The organism is Arsukibacterium sp. UBA3155, assembly GCA_002364615.1.
In the GTDB taxonomy this organism is placed as follows: Bacteria; Pseudomonadota; Gammaproteobacteria; order Enterobacterales; family Alteromonadaceae; genus Alishewanella.
In genome coordinates, this window is record DEYP01000025.1 from 60,512 (window position 1) to 78,734 (window position 18,223).

Here is an 18,223-nt window from a genome sequence, read left to right on the forward strand (position 1 = left end):
AAACTACTCCCGGCTTATGCAGCCCGAGAGGCTACATTACAATGGCTTTATTATGCATCAGAAGCCGCGTTTGCGGCGAGTATTGTGCCGGCATTTCGTAGTAACCCGGCTGCCAATAACCATAGCAGCGCAAAAGCGGCATTGATAACCGGCGCGGCACCCAGCCCGGCGACCTGAATTACCAGTTCTACTGCGATTTGCAAACCGGCAGTAAATAGCAACACATAACTCATAGCCTTAGCTTTAAAGCGCACCAATAATCCGCCCAGTGGCACTGATGCAAGCACTGCCAGATACAGCAGATTCGCCGGATTATCTTCGCTACCAATTATGCCCACTGCCAGGTTTATCCAAATCAGCAGCAACGAGGTTAATACGGCTACTGCCCAACCAGCGCGACCGGCACCACTTCGGCTAAAGCGACAGCCAAGTTCAATTAATAAGCCGGTACCACCAAGCAGAATACCGGCTGCCACAAAATCAAAAGCAGTCCAGTTGACCTCCGCGGTAAATTGCATAGCGATAAGCGGTAGCAGCAACAGGCTGACAATCAGCCCCCAGCCTGCTTTACGCCATGGGTTTTGCCAGAATGTTTTTTTAGGTACAGATGTTTGCATAGCGTATTTCCTGATGATTGCCTAAGCTGCAGCATGACCTGACCAGACTGAAAATACATGAGCAAAAGATGAGGAAGTGCTGAGATTTAAAGGAAAAGTGTTGTATCCGGCATAAATACAGCATCATTGTGGCGTCAGCAACACCCACCAGGTCAGGCCCGAGACCACCAGCCACAGCAGCGGTATAATAGCGCTTAGCCACAGTAGCCAGCCTCTTAGCATAATCAGCAGCAGGCCCAGGGTGACAATAGCGGTAGGATCAGCATAAATGCCAAACACCGCTGCCTGAAAACTGCTATTCCCGCTTAGCAGGCCTATAAACGGCCAGCCCACCAGCCCGGTTAAGGCGAGCGCCAAGCCAATAACGACCGCTGGCCGTTTGTCTGGCGCTGTTTTAGCAAGGCCTTTGCCGCTTAGCGCGATACACAGCAGCAATAGCGCCTCGGCAATAAAAGCATAGCCAATATAATTACCGGCCCAGTTCAGCTCTGCATAATGCTGCAGGAAAAAACCATAACCTACAAAAAGCCACAGTGGTGCCAGCAGCATGCAGCCGGCGCTGGCTTTATGTCGTAGTGCCAGCAGCAGCACTATTACACCGAGTAAAAGCGTAGCAATATGCCAGGGCCAGTAAGTTTCACCAATCCGCTCCAATAGCCGCAGGTAAACATCGCTGCTAAACGGGATAAATTGCTGTAACTGGTAACCTGCACCGCCGCTCATAGCGCCTCCTTTTTAGTGTCTCCGTTTATCGTGCTTCCATTTATAAGGCAGCAAAGTAACGCTGCATCCGCTTCCGGGCGCTGGCAGACGGCATTGGCCCGTGACCTGCGCTCATATTCTCCTGCATATGGGCTACTTGCGTAGTGGCAGGAATAGCGCAAGTCAGCGCCGGGTGGCTGACAATAAATTTCAGTAAAAAATCGGCCCAGTTAGTGCAACCGCACTCCGCTTTGGCCCAATCGGGCAAGCTTTCGCCACGGCGCTGCAACCCTTTAATTAAACTGCCGCCATCAAAAGGCCGGTTGGCGATCACCGCTATGCCCTTTTCCTGCGCTAAAGGCAGTAAGCGCTGCTCAGCTTCGCGATGGGTGATGTTGTAAGTTAGCTGAATAAAGTCGATATCCTGCGAGGTCATTATCTGTTCCAGCTCCTGGTGGCGCCGGCCATGTGATGTGGTAATACCGATATAACCAAGGCTGCCCTCAGCTTTCATTTGTTGTAATGCCGCCAGATGTTCGCGCCAGTCGGTCAGGTTATGCACCTGTACCAGATTAAATTGAGCGACCTGCCAGCGCTTTTTCAGCTCAGCCACCTGCTCACGCGCTGAGCCACCCGCCGGGCTCCAGACTTTTTCTGCTGAAAACAGGCTGTCGGGTATGCCAAGCTTTCGCAGGGCATAACCCATCACGTCAGGGGCCGAGCCGTACATCGGCGAGGAATCAATCAGACCACCGCCTAGCTCAAAAAAAGCCTTTACCACTTGCGTTCTGGCATCCAGTAATTTCGGATCGCTGCCAACATTAAAAGTGCGCCAGGTACCCATACCAATAACCGGCAGCGTGTTGCCCTGTTTACCAATTGGTTTTCGTAGCAAAACTGCCGGGCTTTTATCAGCTGCGCTGACTAATGCCGGCGTAGCCACAACTGGCAAAGACGGCAGCAAACCAGCAGCGACTGCTGCCCCTAGTAATTTCAAGCTTTGCCTGCGGCTTAACCGAGTATGCATCAATTACCCCCTGCCAGATCAACCCGGGCTATCCGTGTGAAATCATAAATAAAGTAAAGCATAACAGCACAAGCAATATGTCGCCAAACTACAGGTAAAGTGACAACTAACAGGCTTTTTATGCTATTTAGCTTTACAATAGCCTGTGGATTGATGCTAAGACGTCGTTGCAGGCAAGCTACACACCTGGTGATGTCTGAACAAAGGTGAAAAATGAGCGCGTTATCGCCCGAAGGGCTATCCCACCTCGGTTTTCGGCTATTCGCCCCCCATCCGGCCTTAACGGGTTTTGTGGAATGCCTGTGGACAATTGGTGGGCCCGGCACTGCGCCGGTAAGCTCTGCAGAAAAACTTTACCCGGATGGTGGTTGTAGCCTGACAATTGATATTCACCAGTACCAGACAACAGCCTGGTTTGAATGTAACCGCCACCCTCAAATCCAGCAGTTTTCCACCGGTAGCCTGCAAATTAGTGCCAGGTTTACGCCAGGTGCTTTGTTCACTCTGTTCGGATTGTCGCCAACTGAACTACCTGAACGGCGTACCGACGCCTTAGCACTGTTAAACGGGCCGGTAAAAAGCAGTTTCCAACAGCTGTTACAACGACTGGCGGCTAACAGCCGCTTGCTGGCAGTAACTGACTTTGAGCAGTGGTTAATCCAACAGGCAGCTAATTCTGCCATGCCCGCCAGGTTACAGCAGGCACTTAAACTGCTGCGAACCACTGAGCAAACCGTTAGCGCTGTCGCTTCGGCATTACTTATCAGCCGGCGCACCTTAGAGCGGCAGATGACATTGCAGACGGGCTTTAACCCGGCTTACTACCAGCAATGTCAGCAAATAAAAAGAGCCAGGCATTTGCTTTGCAGACCCGAATTTAAACTGGCTGATGTCGCGTTAGCATGTGGCTTTTATGATCAGGCTCACTTTACCCATGTGTTCAGGGGTTTTGTCACGGAAACGCCGGCATTGTACCGCTTGCGCAAGTTGTCGAAGGATGAGGAAGGTTGTCGCAAATTTACAATACCCAGCGAAGCCCTGCAGTTACCATCGCGAAAGTTAAATAATCAGGAGTGAATAATGAATAAATTAGTCAGTCTGCTGGTGCTCAGCTGTCTTGCTTTTTTGCTAGCTGAAAATGCCAGCGCCACCACGTTGAATTCGGCCGGATTAAAGAAATTCCCAGATTATGCTGCGGCAGACTTAGCAACCGCGGCTAGCGATAAACCGCTGTACATCAAGTTTTGGGCAAGCTGGTGCCAACCTTGTATGGAGCAAATGCCACATTTTCAGGAGTTGTATCAGCAATACGGTGACGACGTCACCTTTATCGCGGTAAATATTGATATTAACGAAAAGCCGGCGGCCATCGCAGAGGTGATTAAACGTTTTGGTTTAACCATGCCGGTTTGGGTTGATACTGAGGGTCAGCTTGCCCTGCAACTGGGCCTGGTAGGAACCCCCTTATCGGTGTTAATCAACGACCAGGGCCAGCAGGTTTATAGTAGTCATCTATCTGATCAGGCACTTGATGGCTTTATCCAGCGCCTGGCCGCGGGCCAGCAGTTGCCAGCGGCACAGTCCAGCGAGATAAGTAAAACCCGACAACAACAGATACTGGCCCCTTATCAGCAGGGCAGCCACTATTTGTTTTTCACCGCGACCTGGTGCGATTGGTATCTTGCCCAGTCGCGCCCGGCGATGGCCGAGCAGTGTCAACGAGTCCAGCGTGGCTTCAATGAGTTAGCGTCGATGGCACCAGAGGCTAACTGGACTGGCATAGTTAATCATCTGTGGACAGACGAAGCGGCACTTGCCGAATTTACAACCAAATACGCGATCGCGATACCGTTTCAGATTGATAACCATGGTGTGTTGTTTCAACACTTTAATGTTCGCAATATGCCACTGCTGTTAAAAATTACTGACGGTAAGGTGGTTACTGAAATAACCGACTTCTCTGATCCGGCCAGGGTCATACAACAGTTATCAGCCTCAAACTAACTCTGCTTTCTGCTGTGCCGCCGGCTTATGCTGGCGGCACGGCTTATCTGCAATCTGGACAGGCAATAGCGCACCACGTAAACTAGGCAGGAATTTGACTAATTTATAAGGCATTGCCCGTGAGTAAAGAAATCCTATCGGAACAACAAACCGCAGCCATAAAAAAAGAATTTGATTTTTTTGACCGGGATGGCAATGGCCAGATTGATATAGCAGAATTTATAGAGCTGTTAACGGCACTGGCACCCAAAACCAAAGCCAGTCATGTTGGCGAAGCCTTTCAGCTCATCGACAAAAATAATGATGGTCATATCGACTTTACTGAATTTGCAGAGTGGTGGCAGCAATGCTGGTGGGAGTATTAAGAAAACGTTAGCTCAGCTTATTCTGCAACATACCTAAATAATCCCGATAACCCGCCTCATTAAAGTTAGCCGATGGCGGGTTCATAAAGCCGTGCTGATAACAGGTCTTAAAGGCGCTAACCGCTGGTTTTTGTTGTAAAAGCGCTACCATAGCGTCGACATCAAAGTGAGGCTCAGTAGCACCAAAAATAAGGGTGGTGGTTACCTCTGGCGTGAGTTTCAGGTGCTGATAAATCTGGCCGGGGTAAAACAATACAGCCTGCTTTATATTAGCAGCGGCAGGCGTGGAAAGTGCCCGCCATAACGCACTGGCGCCGGCGCTAAAACCAATGACCAGATCAACCGGCGTTTCCAATGCTCTGGCAACGTTAGACGCAAAGTTATCGTGGCCACACTGGTCAATATAGGCCGAGTAGGCTTGTTGCTCATCCTTGAATTGTTGCCGTTGTTGCTGATACGGATCGATTAGCGTAATCGTTAGTGTTGCGTCACCAGCCTGATTTACCGGCTGCCCGGACAAATCCTGTAGCAACCGGTCCAGACCGCTGCAAAGGCCAAAAATATCGGTAATTACAGCGATATTCTTATCTGTCATAGCGCCATACTCAGAAGAATTTTGACCAGGACAAAAACGCTGATACCCCACTGTCACGGTCGGTTAACGGACTGTCGCTGATACTGCTATCATACCAATGGTGTTCAATGCCCAGCCGGGTCATGCCACCAAAGAATACCGGGGTACTTAATGACAAACCAGCATTATAGTTAAATGCCGATTTGGCGTGATACGGCATACGGTTAGAGGTAGCTTCATTCAGGCGCACGCCGTAGTAGTAATCGACCAGTTTGCTGTCGGAATAACTTATACCTGCTTTAGGTTCCATCAGCACCGGCCCGAAGCGCAGCGTGTAACCTACTGCCAGTTTTGATTCCTGACCTTTAGAGTTGCCCAGTAAATCTATTAAAGTGTCTGCTTCAAACACCCACCTCTGCAAGCGATACTGGACACCGATACCGCCATCCAGCGAGCTTTTCCGTTTGGCCATACCGGAAAACACGTCACTGTCAGATTCATCAAAACCGGCAAAACGCGGGGAAAGCTTAGCGCTAACGCTGATATTGCCTTGCTGCAGCAACTGATAACTAACAAAAGGGCCATATACCGAAAGCTTCTCACCACGATAGCCAATGAGTGGCAGGGGAATAGTTCGGCGTTTGTAGCCCCGATAAATTTCCTGATTTATACCAATACCCACGCCATATAAAAAGCCCTGAGACGGCTGTTGGCTGTTTTGCCCCTGGCCTTGCTGTGTATGGCCTATACTGCTATACAGCCCTGCAAAACCTATGAGCAACGTAATGAAATATCGACGAATTTTTTCCATTTGCAAGCCTTAGTTTGTGTATGTTCATGAACTTGCAGCGTATAACGCTGTCAGGCTTATTACTGTAGTCAGATGTAACCCGATCAGCCAGCACGTAGCCACAATCGTAGTCAGCCGGCATTTTGCCAGAAAAGGCAGCATTTTATAGGGTTAATTTGCTATTACGCCGTGTAAACTAGGGAGAAATATCGCAATTAAGCCAGCACATTCTGCTACATTTTGATTAGTATGCACGCGTGCTTGCGTGTCATTCCCTCGGCTAGCGTACTTAGGGTCAGCCTCCATTTTGTTAAGGGTGAATTATGTTATTTACTGGTAATTTAACTACCGAATGTCCCATCAGACAGAAAATCCGTGACTACTACCGGATTGATGAAAACCAGATTATCGACATGCTGTTACCGCTGGCCGAAGTGGGCGTAAAAGCTCGCAGCCGGGCCTGGGAACGCGCGCGGCAAATTGTACTTAATATCCGTAAAGATCAGGACGGCCAGGGCGGTATTGATGCGCTGCTTAACGAGTTTTCCCTGTCCAGCGAAGAAGGCGTCGTACTAATGTGTCTGGCTGAAGCCTTGCTGCGGGTGCCTGATAAGAAAACCCAGGAAGTGCTGATCCGTGACAAGCTGGCCAATGGCGACTGGAGCTCTCACTTAGGTAGCAGTGAATCGCTGTTTGTTAACGCCTCGTCCTGGGGCTTGTTAGTTACCGGCAAAATGGTCAACTATTCTGACAATAGCAAAGCAGAACAATTTGGTATTCTGAAAAAAACCCTGGGCCGCTTAGGCGAGCCGGTTATTCGCCGCTCAGTTAACTATGCCATGAAAATTATGGGTAAGCAGTTCGTCATGGGCACCACCATTGACGATGCCATTGATCGCGCTGCGGATACCGAGAAAAAAGGTTATGTTTATTCTTACGACATGCTCGGCGAAGGTGCCCGCACCATGGCCGATGCCGATCGCTATTATCAAAGTTATCTAACGGCTATTCACGCCATTGGTAAAGCTGGCAAGGGCCGCGGCCCGATTAAAAGCCCGGGTATTTCGGTTAAATTATCGGCAATTCACCCACGTTATGAATTCAGCCATCGTGAACGGGTAATGTCTGAGCTGGTGCCAAAATTAAAAGAATTAGTATTAGTTGCTAAAAGTTATGATATTGGCTTTACGGTCGATGCAGAAGAAGCGGACCGTTTAGATATTTCCCTGGATATTATTGAAGCTGTGTTCAGCGACCCTGATTTAGGTGACTGGACCGGCTTTGGCTTAGCGGTACAGGCTTATCAGAAACGCGCTATTTTTGTGATTGAATGGCTAACGCAGTTAGCCCGCAAAGTGGGCCGCCAGATGATGGTGCGCCTGGTTAAAGGGGCATACTGGGATACTGAAATTAAGACCACCCAGCAAGATGGTCTGGATCACTTCCCGGTATTTACCCGCAAGGCCTCTACCGACGTGTCATACAAAGCATGCGCGATTAAAATGCTGGAAGCCCGTGATGCCTTGTATCCACAGTTTGCTACGCACAATGCGTACACGGCCGCTACCATTTTAGAAGTAGCCAAAGGTGATAATACCGGTTTCGAATTCCAACGTTTGCACGGCATGGGCGAATCTTTATTTGACCAGATTGTCACTGAAGAAAAAATTCAGTGTCGGGTGTATGCACCGGTGGGCGAACACGAAAATCTGTTAGCCTACCTGGTACGCCGCTTACTTGAGAACGGCGCAAACTCTTCTTTTGTTAATGCCATCGTCGATACTACCCAACCGGTAGAAGCCTTGCTGCCAGATCCGGTAGAAACCCTGCAAAGCCTGCGTAATAAATATAATACCCAGATTAAAATGCCGCTGGATTTATACGGTGCTGAACGGGCCAACTCTAAAGGGCTTGATTTAACCGATATAAACACCCTGGTACCGTTTAAAGCCAACCTTGACCGCTGGCTGGAAGAAAATAAGCTTACTGAAGATAGCTTGCCTGAGGGCGCAGTCGCGGTAAAAAACCCGGCCAATCTTCAGGAAATCATTGGCCACGTTACCCTGCACAACAGCGAGCAAATGCAGCAACTGCTGACCAATGCAGATGAAGCCTTTAAAAGCTGGTCGGCCACCCCGATTGCTCAGCGCGCCAACCTGCTGCGCCGTATCGGTGATATTTTAGAGCGTCATAACGACGAGCTGGTTGCTATCTGTATTAAAGAAGCTGGCAAAGTGGCGCAGGATGGTATAGACGAAGTACGGGAAGCCGTCGATTTTTGTCGCTATTATGCGGCAAGGGCCGAAGAGCTGGCAAAAGATGAGCGTTTTGAACCACGCGGCGTGATCTTATGTATTAGCCCGTGGAACTTCCCGCTGGCCATTTTCTTAGGCCAGGTCGCGGCGGCTATTGTTACCGGTAACACGGTCATTGCCAAACCGGCGGAACAGACCAGCCTGATTGCCTTGCGTGCTATTGAGCTGATGGGCATCGTCGGCTTGCCCGAAAACGTGGTGCAGGCGGTAATAGCCCGTGGTAGTGACGTTGGCAAAACCATCGTGCCGGATAAACGGGTACAGGCCGTGATGTTTACCGGCTCTACCGATACCGGCACCCTGATTTCGCAAACCCTGGCGAATCGCAACGACATTCAGGTACCGCTGATTGCCGAAACCGGTGGCCAGAACTGCATGATTGTTGACTCTACCGCTCTGCCCGAGCAGGTTGTAGATGATGTGATCAGTTCCGGTTTCCAAAGTGCCGGCCAACGCTGCTCAGCGTTAAGAGTATTATTTATTCAGGAAGACGTGGCCGATGGCATTATTACGATGCTCAAAGGGGCGTTAAAAGAACTGCATGTCGGCGATCCGGCGCTGCTTAGCACCGACATTGGCCCGGTGATTGATGCAAAAGCGCTGAAAAATCTGAACGAGCATGTCGAATATTTAAAAGACAAAGCGACCTTGCATTACGAATGTAAAATTCCCGACAATAGCGAAAATGGTGGGTATTTCTTTGCCCCACGGTTGTATGAAATTAAAGACTTGTCAGTATTAAAGCGGGAAGTATTTGGGCCATGCGTGCATATTATTCGCTTTAAAGCCAAAGACTTAGACAAAGTTATCGACCAAATCAATGGCACCGGTTATGGCTTAACCATGGGTATTCATTCCCGGATTGAAGAGCGTTGCGAGTATCTGGCCAGAATGTCGCGAGCCGGCAACGTATACGTTAACCGCAACATGATCGGCGCTATCGTCGGTGCTCAACCCTTTGGTGGCCGTGGCTTGTCAGGCACCGGACCCAAAGCCGGTGGCCCGAATTATTTACTGCGTCTGGTCAAAGAACAAGCATCACCAGAAAACGTCCAGATGACTAACCTGACCCCCGATGAGCTGGATTTACACCATACTGCCGATGCGGACGCGCAGGTTCAGCAGCTGATGGAAAATTCCATGCAGGATGAGAAAAAATGGCGCGCCACCAAACTAAATGACCGGGTATCTGTGGTACGCCAGTTACTGGCTAAAATTGCTACGGTTGACATTATTGACGAACTGGCTGACGACTTGGGCTCTACCCTGTCAGATGCCCGTGCCCAGCTAAACCGGCTGGAAAAACACATGCGTAAAGCCATTGTGTTGCCAGGACCAACGGGTGAGTCAAATACTCTGCATTATGAACCACGCGGTTGCGTGGTGTGTTATGCCGATAAGAGCACGTCGTTTAATTTCTGGACCTTATCCATCATTACTGCCTTGGCAGCGGGTAATACCGTGATTACTGTAGCGTCAGAGTTGTTTTATGAAGAAGCGCAGGCATTTCGGGATAAGTTTATTGCTACCGGTGTGGCTAAAGGTGTGTTCCAGGTGGCAAGGCCCGATCAGTTACAGTCAATTCTGGCCCACCCGCATTTAGCCGGTGCAGTAGTAGCAGCCCGTTCATCGCGGCTGGGTTACTTCAGTCAGCAGCTGGCCAAGCGTGAGGGAGCAATACTGCCGGTAATTAGTGCTGAGTATTACGATACGCTGATTAAACGCTTAATTACCGAGAAAACCATCAGTATTGATACTACCGCTTCTGGCGGTAATACCTCACTGATGACCATGGTGGAAGACGACGAGTCTTAGTAAAAAGCTGGCCCTGAGATAGCCTCAACGGGCCCAGTAAATCACTCTGACCCTTTTTCTCGGACTCAGGCGCAAAGTGGCTGGTGTGCTTACGGAACAGCAGCATGGATGCTGCGCAGGCTGAAGGGGCACAAGGATGTGCTCCTTGAAGCCGGTGAAGTAAGTATTGCCAGCTACCCTGCCCTTACATCAACCCCCGCACCCTCAGGACCTATAAACTGATCGTTTCGCTAACCTTACACCCCCACTGACTTATGTATTAGCTGCCCGCTTTATCTTCACTTCAAAACCTGCAGCAAATTACTACTCTGATCGGTCCAGCTAACGTCGCGGTTAAGCGCCGACGGCCAAGAACTTAGTGCTTGCTGAATTACCGGCTGGCTGATAAAACGCTGGTTAGCGGTAATTAGCACCCACTGGGCTGCCGGATTAATACCTTGCGCTTCAGTCGCTACAAAATAGGCTTGCACACCCAGCTTAGCCGCCTGATTACGCAATAAGCTGGTTAAATCCAGATAATTATTCGAGACATGCACTGCCAGCACGCCGTCGCTTTGCAAGTGCTGCCAATACAGCTGCATGGCTTCACTGGTCAGCAGATGCTGCGGAATACTGTCGCTGCTAAATGCATCGAGCACCAATACATCAAATTGTGCGCTGCCCTGCTGTAACTGCTCTGCCAGAGTCAGCCTGGCATCACCCTGCACAATTTCAACTGTTGCTGCACTGTCACTCAGATAACTGAAATACTCCGTAGCCACTTTAATGACGGCGGGGTTTAGCTCGTAGAACTGCATGTTGTCACCTGATTTACCATACACCGCCAGTGCGCCCGCTCCCAGGCCAACCATGCCAAAGCTACGGTGGCGCAACTGACTAATATTACGGCTAGGGGCTGCAGGCAAAAAATGCTGCAGAGCTAGCGCTGCACCGGTACCAGACCGGTAATAACTTTGGGCAACACCGGATAGTGGCGGTTGAAGGTACTGAGCACCATGGCTGGTGGTACCGTCAATCAGCTGCCGTTGCAGGTGGTTGTTTACGGTAAGATCCCGCACCACCAGGCTGCCATAAAAATTACGCTCGCTGTACACATTATGCTGGCCCAATTGCCATTCCAGGCCAATAACACTGAAGCCGAACAAAATGCCGCCGCTTAACCACAAACCCTGCTGCCAACGTGGCGTTGCTGCACGATCTGGCCACAGCATTAGCAGATAAATCGCCAGCAATACCAGTAAAAACTCCCAATATTGGCTGAATAAAAGCGGTGCCAGTAAATTAACTGCAGCACTCCCTATTACTCCGCCCGCCGCCAGCAGCAAATAATAGCCCGTTAAGTATTGAGGTTCAGGTTTTAAGCGGGCCAGCTCGCCATGACACAGCATACAACCGCTGAATAGAATGGTCAGGTACAACAGCAGTTGTGAAATAAGATCGAACTGGCGCCCCAGATAAAACAACAACAAACCAAATACCATACTGAGGCAGAACACATATAACCAGAGGCTGCGCTGATACCAATGGGGCTGATTGAAGACCACGATGTAAGTGGTTAAATATAAACAAAGTGGCAACACCCATAAAAAGGGTACCGGAGGCACATTTTGGGTAAGTTGCTGTGTCACCGCTAACAGCAATACGACACCACAGGCCGATAATGCCAGCCAGCGCACAGCATAGCGTTGATTAACGCGGGCACTGATGCCCCGGATAGCAGCGGATAACTGGCCAAGTTCGCGCCACATTAACAACAGACAGCAAAGGGTAAACAACACAAAACCTATTACCCAGTACTGACGCTGTTCGCTCAGGCTGAATAACGGCTCCATAATAAACGGATATGCCAGTAAACCACCCAGCGAGCCGGCATTAGATAACGCATAAAGCCGGTAGGGTGAGCGCAGCGGGAAACGGCTGGCAAACCAGTGCTGCAACAGTGGGCCAGTGGCGGACAGCAATAAATACGGCAGGCCAACCGTGACAGTTAGCAGCAGCAGAATGGCAGAAAGTGGTGAAACTGCGGTATCGGGAATGAGTGTTTCCTGCCACAGCAGTGGCAAACAAAGCAGCGCCAACAGCAATAAACTGCTGTGAACCAGCCGCTGTTGTTGCGGCTTCAGATAACGGCTAAGCAGGTGCGCATAACCGTAGCCGGCCAGCAACATGCTCTGAAAAAATAGCATACACGCCGTCCATACCGCCGCCCCGCCACCAAAGAAAGGCAGTAGCTGTTTAGCTAACATCGGCTGCACCAGAAACAACAACGCGGCACTTATCAGAATCGTCAGAGGAAACAAGGCCAAAGCAGGCTCCACAATTAACAGCAAGGTTAAAAGCCGCCAAGCCTATACAAACAACAGCCCACAGGCAAGTGGCAGCAGTGGATTGAAAGTGACGGCTAAAATTTGTGAGCCGGCCACGCTTGGGGTAGACTCCGGTGCTTTACATCAGAATAACGCTGCGTAAACCGCACATTTAACAAGCAATATTTTAGTTATGGGAACCATAGACCATGGGAAGATTTAAAGTACCTCACACCCTTACCCTGCTGTTTTCTATGATGGTAATCGCGATGATTGCCACCTGGATAGTGCCGCAGGGCTCTTTTGAAATGCAAACACTGGAGTCTGGCCGTCAGGCTGTGGTGCCGGGTACCTTTACCCTGGCCGAAGATAAAAATTACATGACGCCGTGGCAGTTACTTACTGCTATCCCCCGCGCTTTTGCCAGTGCTCAGGACGTCATCTTCTTTGTGATGATTTTAGGCGGTGTGTTGTCGATTGCCCGTGCTACCGGCACTGTCGATGCGTTAATCGGCCGGATGCTGGAACGCTTCGGAGAAAAACCACACATTTTAATCTTTATGGTGGTGTTCTGCTTTGCCATGGCTTCCAGCTTTATTGGTACCGCCGGTGAATATATTCCCTTTGTGCTAATTCTGGTCGCGCTATGTAAAGCAATGCGGTTGGATGCCATGACCGCCGTGGGCATGACAGTCGCCGGCTACGGCATTGGTTATGGCGTATCGGCAGTCAATCCTTTTACCGTACTGATTGCCCAGCAAATTGCCGGTATCCCGCCGCTATCAGGCAATTGGTTACGCTTTGCTATATTTCTGCCCTTCGTGCTGATTGGTTTTCACCATGTCTGGAGCTACGCCAAAAAAGTGCTGGCAAACCCAGCTAATTCGATGGTCGCCGACTTGCCCTGCCCGCTCGGTGATAGCAAAGCAGTTGATTACCCAAAGCTGGCGCTGAAACATAAACTGATCCTAACCAGCTTTGTCGCCACCATTGCGCTGGTAGCGTATGGGATCAAAGCACATGGCTGGTATCTGTACGAGCTAAGCGCTTGTTTTATTGCCTGGGGTCTGGCCACAGTGGTAATCAGCAGACTTAGCGCCGATATCGCTGCCCAAAAATTTATTGATGGCGCTATGGAGCTGACTACCACCGCGATCCTGATCGGGGTTGCCCGCGGCATTTCTCTGGTAATGGAAGATGGTCAGATCCTGCATTCGCTGGTGCATGGTATGTCACTGCCCTTATCTTACGTAGGTGCTGAAATTGCGGTAGTAGGAATGCTGATTATTCAAACGTTGCTTAATTTCTTTATTCCCTCGGGCAGCGGCCAGGCATTTGTCACCATGCCATTAATGGTGCCGCTGGCAGACTTGCTGGAAATACCGCGCCAGGTTGCCGTACTGGCTTACCAGTTTGGTGATGGTTTTTCTAATATGATCATTCCAACTAATGCCATATTGATGGGAATTATCGGTATTGCCGGAATTCCCTATGGCCATTGGGTACGCTTTTGCCTGCCGCTGATTCTGAAATTGATGCTGGCGGCGTCGTTGGTGCTGGTACTGGCCGTCGTATTTGGCTACGGTGATGATGTGCAGCCTCCTGCCACGCAAAACAGCACAGTTATCAGCAATAGTGACAGCAACAGCAATTGATTAAAGACCTTCAGGCAGTCAGCAGTTGCCGCGCTGCCTGAACATTGACATTGAATGCCGCCAGGTTTAACGTGCGGTTAACTCTGAACTATGGATGTTGATATTGCTGATTTTTATCATGATGCTGGTGCTGTTATCCGCATCGGCGCTGGCTGCTCCAGCACCAACCGATACGTCTCCGCCACAGCTGCATCTCCCTGCTGGAGCCACTGACAATGTCAAAAGTAATCCTGATACTATTCCAACCAATACCATTACCGATTGTGGTCTTAACGAAGCAGCCCAACAACTTGCTTTGTTGATTATTCAGGACCCGCTACAGCAACGAACCCGGCTGAGTTGTCATCCGTTACTCGCCGAAGCGGCGGCCGAAAAAGCGAAAACAATGGCTCAAAAAGGCATTGTTAATCATTATGTTGGTGGCTTAGGTGCCAACCAGAGACTAAGAATGATTGGTTATCAGCTACCGCCTTTTTACAGTGGGGCTATAGGTAATCAGGTTGAAGCAGTCGCTGGCGGCTATAGCACTGCCGAAGAAGTGTGGGCTGCGTTCAAAGCCTCTAACGGACATCGCAGTCATTTGCTTGGTGAGTTGCCGTTTTATCGGCAACAGCTGCACATAGGTGTCGGCTTCCACTACAAATGGTCAAGCCCGCATGTTGAATACTGGACAGTGTATATTGCCCGGGAAGCGGTGGCAGAGGACATAGATGTGACATGCTATGATATTGGCTGCATACCACCATAAAAAGAATAAAAACCATGACGAAAGCCCAACAAATTGCTGAAGTGATCTTAAAAGGTTTCCGCAAACACTTCAGGGTGTTTCAGCAAGTTACCGCGCTGGCCCGACAGCGGTTTGAGCAGGCAGACTGGCTGGCTTATCAGCAAGATAGCTCAGAACGGATCCAGTTTTACGACAAACGGGTAAATGAGACGATTAGCGAACTTCGCGAGCAATTACCCCAGGCGTGTTTAAACGAGCCATTATGGCAACAGGTGAAACAGCAATATCTGCAATATCTGCTGTTTCATCCGCAAGCAGAACTGGCAGAAACATTCTACAACTCGGTATTTTGCAGGCTATTTGCCCGCAAGTACTTCCACAACCAAAATATTTTTGTTGAATCCACGCTAAATCAGCAGCATCTGCCAGCACCGATCTCTTCGGTATATCAAAGCTATTTTCCAGCTGAAGATGGCTTAAAGCAAAGTATCCGGCATATTGTCGCTGACTTTGCATTTAACACCCCTTTTATTAATCTTGAGCGCGATATCCGCTATATCGTAAAAAGCTTTATTCATCAGTCAGAGCATGGTCGCCACCCGGTACACCAAATCCGTTTTGATATGCTTAAATCGGTATTTTATCGCAATAAAGCAGCCTATATCGTCGGCCGGGTTGTGACCCCCAATGGCCAACAGCCTTTTATTATACCGCTGTTGCATCAACAAGATGCTGGTCTGTACCTTGATACGCTGCTAACCGATCCACAGCATATGAGTATTATTTTCGGCTTTTCCCGGGCCTATTTTATGGTGCAGTGCCCGGTTCCTTCTGCTCTGGTCCATTTTTTACGGGAATTGCTGCCTCATAAAACGCTGGCAGAGCTCTATGCCAGTATTGGCCTGCATAAACAGGGTAAAACCGAGTTTTATCGCGAGTTACTCAGTCATTTGACCAAAAGTAATGACCAGTTTGTGGCCGCCCCCGGTATTCGCGGCATGGTGATGATGGTATTCACTCTGCCCTCGTTTCCCTACGTTTTTAAGGTTATCCGCGATAAGTTTGCCCCCAGCAAGGAGTTTGGCCGCGCTACCGTTAAAGCCCGTTACTTGCTGGTCAAAAAACACGACCGGGTCGGCCGGATGGCTGACACACTGGAATATTCCGATGTGGCGTTACCAAAGAACCGCTTTACACCGGAATTATTACAGGAACTGACCGACACCATTGGTGGGTCGCTGCAAGTCGACGACGAGCTGGTGGTCATTAAACATTTATATATCGAGCGGCGGATGGTGCCACTGAATATTTATCTGGAGCAGGCCAGTGACGATGAGAAAGCCACCATTATGGCTGACTATGGTAACGCCATTAAAGAAATGATTGCTGCCAATATTTTCCCCGGCGATATGCTGCTGAAAAATTTTGGGGTAACCCGCCACAAGCGGGTGGTATTTTATGATTACGATGAAGTTCAATACCTGCTGGATGTCAACTTCCGCTCTTTGCCTAAAACTGATAATTTTGAAGATGCGATTAATGCCGAGGCCAATTGCTGTGCCGCCCCTGGCGACGTGTTCCCTGAGCAAATGGCGACTTTTGTTACTCCACAGCCGCAAATTCGCCAGCTGCTCTTTAGCAGGCACCCCGAATTACTGGATGCAGCTTACTGGCGCGCTAAACAACAGGCGATCAGCAAAGGCGTGGTAGAGGATATTTTTCCGTATCCGGAGAAACTGCGCTTTGGTCTGCGCTATGCTAACCATAATGTTACCAGTGAGACTAACGATGCCAACTGATACCAGCAGCACAACGCAGTTATATCCGGTAGATATCCGCACGTCACAAGTATTGTATAAGGCGCAGAGTATTGTTAAAGCGGAACAACAGGCAATAACTGAGCTTGGCAGTAACGGCGGCTACGTTTTAATGCAACGCGCCGCAGCGGCTTTACTTAAATTGCTGCAGCAACAATGGCCAGCCCCGTGTAGTATTCTGGTGTATGCCGGCAGTGGCAACAACGGTGGCGACGGCTATTTGCTGGCGGCAATGGCCCGGGCCAGCGGCTACGATATCAGGCTGTCGCAGCATGGCGATCATAGCGCCCTCGGTCCCGCAGCGAAACAGGCGGCGGCTGCAGCCGCTAAAGCCGGCGTGCCTTTGGTAGAGGAGTTTGCCGAAGCACAGCTGTTAATTGATGCATTATTTGGGACCGGCCTGAACCGGCCATTAGATAAGCCAACCATAGCGCTGATTAATCAAATTAACCACAGTGACAAACCGGTGCTGGCCGTGGATATCCCCAGTGGCCTGAAGGCAAATAGCGGCGTCGCCATGCCTGTTGCGGTCAATGCCAGCGCTACCCTGAGCTTTATTGGTCTGAAGCCTGGCCTCTTAATGCAAGATGGCCTGGATCATTGTGGTGAGCTTTGGTTAAGCCCCCTGCAACTAAATGCCGTGCTAGAGAGCATTAAACCAGTGTGTCACAGTATTACGGCTAAAGCTTTGCAGAACTTGCTACCCGGGCGTGCCGCCAACAGCCATAAAGGCCACTTTGGCCGTGTGTTGGTTATTGGCGGTGATCACGGCTTTGGCGGCGCGGCAATAATGACAGCACAAGCTGCAGTAAACTGTGGCGCGGGAATGGTCAGTTTATACAGCCGCAGTGAACATGTCGGCGCCATGCTAACCCGCCAGCCGGAAGTGATGGTAAGCAGCACAGATTGTGCCCGTCTGCTTCAGGGGGCAGATGTTATTGCCATTGGACCGGGCCTTGGCAGGCAAAGTTGGGGCCAGGCATTAATGGCCCAGGCACTGGCTACCAATAAGCCTATGCTGCTGGATGCCGATGCGCTTAACTACATCGCAGGCCTGACAGAGAAAGAACAGGCTGCGCTTAAACGACAAAACTGGGTGTTAACGCCTCACCCCGGCGAAGCCGCCCGTTTACTCAACTGTAGCAGCCAGCAGATCCAGCAAGACAGACTGGCTGCTGTCAGCCAGTTACAACAGCGCTTTGGCGGCGTTGTATTGCTAAAAGGCGCGGGCACTCTGATATGCGATCAATCCGGCGAGGTAACGTTGCTGGCGGCCGCCAGCCCGGCACTGGCCAGCGGCGGCATGGGCGATGTGCTCAGCGGCATTATTGCCGCCCTGCTGGCACAAGGGTTAAACGGCGCCGATGCCTGTCAGCTTGGTGCCTGGTTGCACCTTAATGCCGCGGCCAGTCTGGCCCGGCAACAACCGCGTCCCTGGCTGGTAGCCACTGATTTAATACCACAATTAAAACTACAGTTAATTAATTGATTTTTAATAAAAACAGACGT

The 18,223-nt window shown here is 50.1% G+C and carries 14 protein-coding genes; 8 read left to right on the forward strand and 6 right to left on the reverse strand.

What is annotated here, in order from left to right:
- Positions 1-50 precede the first annotated feature (50 nt).
- The 3 genes from B2X65_RS12215 to B2X65_RS12225 form a co-directional block, all read right to left on the reverse strand.
- Complete coding sequence (locus tag B2X65_RS12215; protein ID WP_290612857.1) at positions 51-617, reverse strand: hypothetical protein; 567 nt, start codon at positions 615-617, stop codon at positions 51-53.
- A gap of 123 nt (positions 618-740) precedes the next feature.
- Positions 741-1,340: a DUF6064 family protein gene (locus B2X65_RS12220; RefSeq protein WP_290612859.1), complete on the reverse strand. Its 600-nt coding sequence runs from the start codon at positions 1,338-1,340 to the stop codon at positions 741-743.
- Between the two features lie 40 nt (positions 1,341-1,380).
- Positions 1,381-2,346, reverse strand: a complete 966-nt coding sequence (locus tag B2X65_RS12225; RefSeq protein WP_290612861.1) for an aldo/keto reductase — start codon at positions 2,344-2,346, stop codon at positions 1,381-1,383.
- 213 nt (positions 2,347-2,559) lie between these two features.
- Here B2X65_RS12225 and B2X65_RS12230 point away from each other — a divergent pair, with 213 nt between their 5' ends.
- The 3 genes from B2X65_RS12230 to B2X65_RS12240 all read left to right on the forward strand — a co-directional run bounded on the left by B2X65_RS12230 (position 2,560) and on the right by B2X65_RS12240 (position 4,715).
- On the forward strand, positions 2,560-3,423 hold the full coding sequence (locus B2X65_RS12230) for a helix-turn-helix domain-containing protein (RefSeq protein WP_290612862.1): 864 nt from the start codon (positions 2,560-2,562) through the stop codon (positions 3,421-3,423).
- A gap of 3 nt (positions 3,424-3,426) precedes the next feature.
- Positions 3,427-4,350 carry a TlpA family protein disulfide reductase gene (locus B2X65_RS12235; RefSeq protein ID WP_290612864.1) on the forward strand — a complete coding sequence of 308 codons (924 nt, stop codon included), beginning with the start codon at positions 3,427-3,429 and terminating at the stop codon, positions 4,348-4,350.
- A 119-nt stretch (positions 4,351-4,469) separates the two neighbouring features.
- The gene (locus tag B2X65_RS12240; protein ID WP_290612866.1) at positions 4,470-4,715 is read left to right on the forward strand and encodes an EF-hand domain-containing protein; all 246 of its coding nucleotides are present in this window, start codon (positions 4,470-4,472) and stop codon (positions 4,713-4,715) included.
- Between the two features lie 7 nt (positions 4,716-4,722).
- On the opposite strand, the gene B2X65_RS12245 is transcribed toward B2X65_RS12240, so the two are convergent.
- Both B2X65_RS12245 and B2X65_RS12250 read right to left on the reverse strand, forming a co-directional pair.
- Positions 4,723-5,310, reverse strand: a complete 588-nt coding sequence (locus B2X65_RS12245; RefSeq protein ID WP_290612868.1) for a dienelactone hydrolase family protein — start codon at positions 5,308-5,310, stop codon at positions 4,723-4,725.
- 10 nt (positions 5,311-5,320) lie between these two features.
- On the reverse strand, positions 5,321-6,100 hold the full coding sequence (locus B2X65_RS12250; protein WP_290612869.1) for a MipA/OmpV family protein: 780 nt from the start codon (positions 6,098-6,100) through the stop codon (positions 5,321-5,323).
- A gap of 302 nt (positions 6,101-6,402) precedes the next feature.
- On the opposite strand from B2X65_RS12250, the gene putA reads away from it, so the two are divergent.
- The gene (gene putA / locus B2X65_RS12255; protein ID WP_290612870.1) at positions 6,403-10,209 is read left to right on the forward strand and encodes a bifunctional proline dehydrogenase/L-glutamate gamma-semialdehyde dehydrogenase PutA; all 3,807 of its coding nucleotides are present in this window, start codon (positions 6,403-6,405) and stop codon (positions 10,207-10,209) included.
- A gap of 278 nt (positions 10,210-10,487) precedes the next feature.
- On the opposite strand, the gene B2X65_RS12260 is transcribed toward putA, so the two are convergent.
- Entirely contained in the window at positions 10,488-12,515 is a 2,028-nt protein-coding gene (locus B2X65_RS12260; protein ID WP_290612872.1) for a spermidine synthase, read from the reverse strand.
- A 209-nt stretch (positions 12,516-12,724) separates the two neighbouring features.
- On the opposite strand from B2X65_RS12260, the gene B2X65_RS12265 reads away from it, so the two are divergent.
- The 4 genes from B2X65_RS12265 to B2X65_RS12280 all read left to right on the forward strand — a co-directional run bounded on the left by B2X65_RS12265 (position 12,725) and on the right by B2X65_RS12280 (position 18,203).
- Positions 12,725-14,170, forward strand: a complete 1,446-nt coding sequence (locus tag B2X65_RS12265; RefSeq protein ID WP_290612874.1) for a YfcC family protein — start codon at positions 12,725-12,727, stop codon at positions 14,168-14,170.
- A gap of 103 nt (positions 14,171-14,273) precedes the next feature.
- Entirely contained in the window at positions 14,274-14,918 is a 645-nt protein-coding gene (locus tag B2X65_RS12270; protein WP_290612875.1) for a CAP domain-containing protein, read from the forward strand.
- 14 nt (positions 14,919-14,932) lie between these two features.
- Positions 14,933-16,696 (forward strand): bifunctional isocitrate dehydrogenase kinase/phosphatase, encoded by a 1,764-nt coding sequence (gene aceK / locus B2X65_RS12275; protein ID WP_290612877.1) that lies wholly within the window; start codon positions 14,933-14,935, stop codon positions 16,694-16,696.
- Entirely contained in the window at positions 16,686-18,203 is a 1,518-nt protein-coding gene (locus tag B2X65_RS12280; RefSeq protein ID WP_290612879.1) for an NAD(P)H-hydrate dehydratase, read from the forward strand. Before aceK ends, B2X65_RS12280 begins: the two co-directional genes overlap by 11 nt.
- Positions 18,204-18,223: the final 20 nt, after the last annotated feature.

Excerpts from the sequence above, each read along its gene's own strand:
- B2X65_RS12215 (WP_290612857.1), bottom strand. The coding sequence starts at position 617 with ATGCAAACATCTGTACCTAAAAAAACATTCTGGCAAAACCCATGGCGT.
- B2X65_RS12220 (WP_290612859.1), bottom strand. The coding sequence starts at position 1,340 with ATGAGCGGCGGTGCAGGTTACCAGTTACAGCAATTTATCCCGTTTAGC.
- B2X65_RS12225 (WP_290612861.1), bottom strand. The coding sequence starts at position 2,346 with ATGCATACTCGGTTAAGCCGCAGGCAAAGCTTGAAATTACTAGGGGCA.
- B2X65_RS12230 (WP_290612862.1), top strand. The coding sequence starts at position 2,560 with ATGAGCGCGTTATCGCCCGAAGGGCTATCCCACCTCGGTTTTCGGCTA.
- B2X65_RS12235 (WP_290612864.1), top strand. The coding sequence starts at position 3,427 with ATGAATAAATTAGTCAGTCTGCTGGTGCTCAGCTGTCTTGCTTTTTTG.
- B2X65_RS12245 (WP_290612868.1), bottom strand. The coding sequence starts at position 5,310 with ATGACAGATAAGAATATCGCTGTAATTACCGATATTTTTGGCCTTTGC.
- B2X65_RS12250 (WP_290612869.1), bottom strand. The coding sequence starts at position 6,100 with ATGGAAAAAATTCGTCGATATTTCATTACGTTGCTCATAGGTTTTGCA.
- putA (WP_290612870.1), top strand. The coding sequence starts at position 6,403 with ATGTTATTTACTGGTAATTTAACTACCGAATGTCCCATCAGACAGAAA.
- B2X65_RS12265 (WP_290612874.1), top strand. The coding sequence starts at position 12,725 with ATGGGAAGATTTAAAGTACCTCACACCCTTACCCTGCTGTTTTCTATG.
- aceK (WP_290612877.1), top strand. The coding sequence starts at position 14,933 with ATGACGAAAGCCCAACAAATTGCTGAAGTGATCTTAAAAGGTTTCCGC.
- B2X65_RS12280 (WP_290612879.1), top strand. The coding sequence starts at position 16,686 with ATGCCAACTGATACCAGCAGCACAACGCAGTTATATCCGGTAGATATC.